The sequence below is a fragment of the Bacillus cereus group sp. BfR-BA-01379 genome, from assembly GCF_022663605.1.
In the GTDB taxonomy this organism is placed as follows: domain Bacteria; phylum Bacillota; class Bacilli; order Bacillales; family Bacillaceae_G; genus Bacillus_A; species Bacillus_A mobilis.
On record NZ_JAKUFT010000345.1, the window covers coordinates 1 to 211 of the forward strand.

Genomic DNA, 211 nt, shown 5'->3' on the forward strand with positions numbered 1-211 from the left:
AATATTTGGCGGTATAACTTGTGGAATAACTACATTTTCTTTCGATACATTTGGTGATACTATATTTCCTACATTTTCTTTCTTCACTTGCGGTGACACGATATTTCCTACATTTTCTTTCTTCACTTGCGGTGACACGATATTTCCTACGTTTTCTTTCTTCACTTGTGGCGACACGATATTATCTTTTTTCGTTTTCGGAGAAATGATG

General features: G+C 35.1%; 1 pseudogene. It reads right to left on the reverse strand.

The window, feature by feature from the left end:
- A pseudogene (locus MR113_RS28175) lies at positions 1-211 on the reverse strand (peptigoglycan-binding protein LysM); the annotation flags it as partial.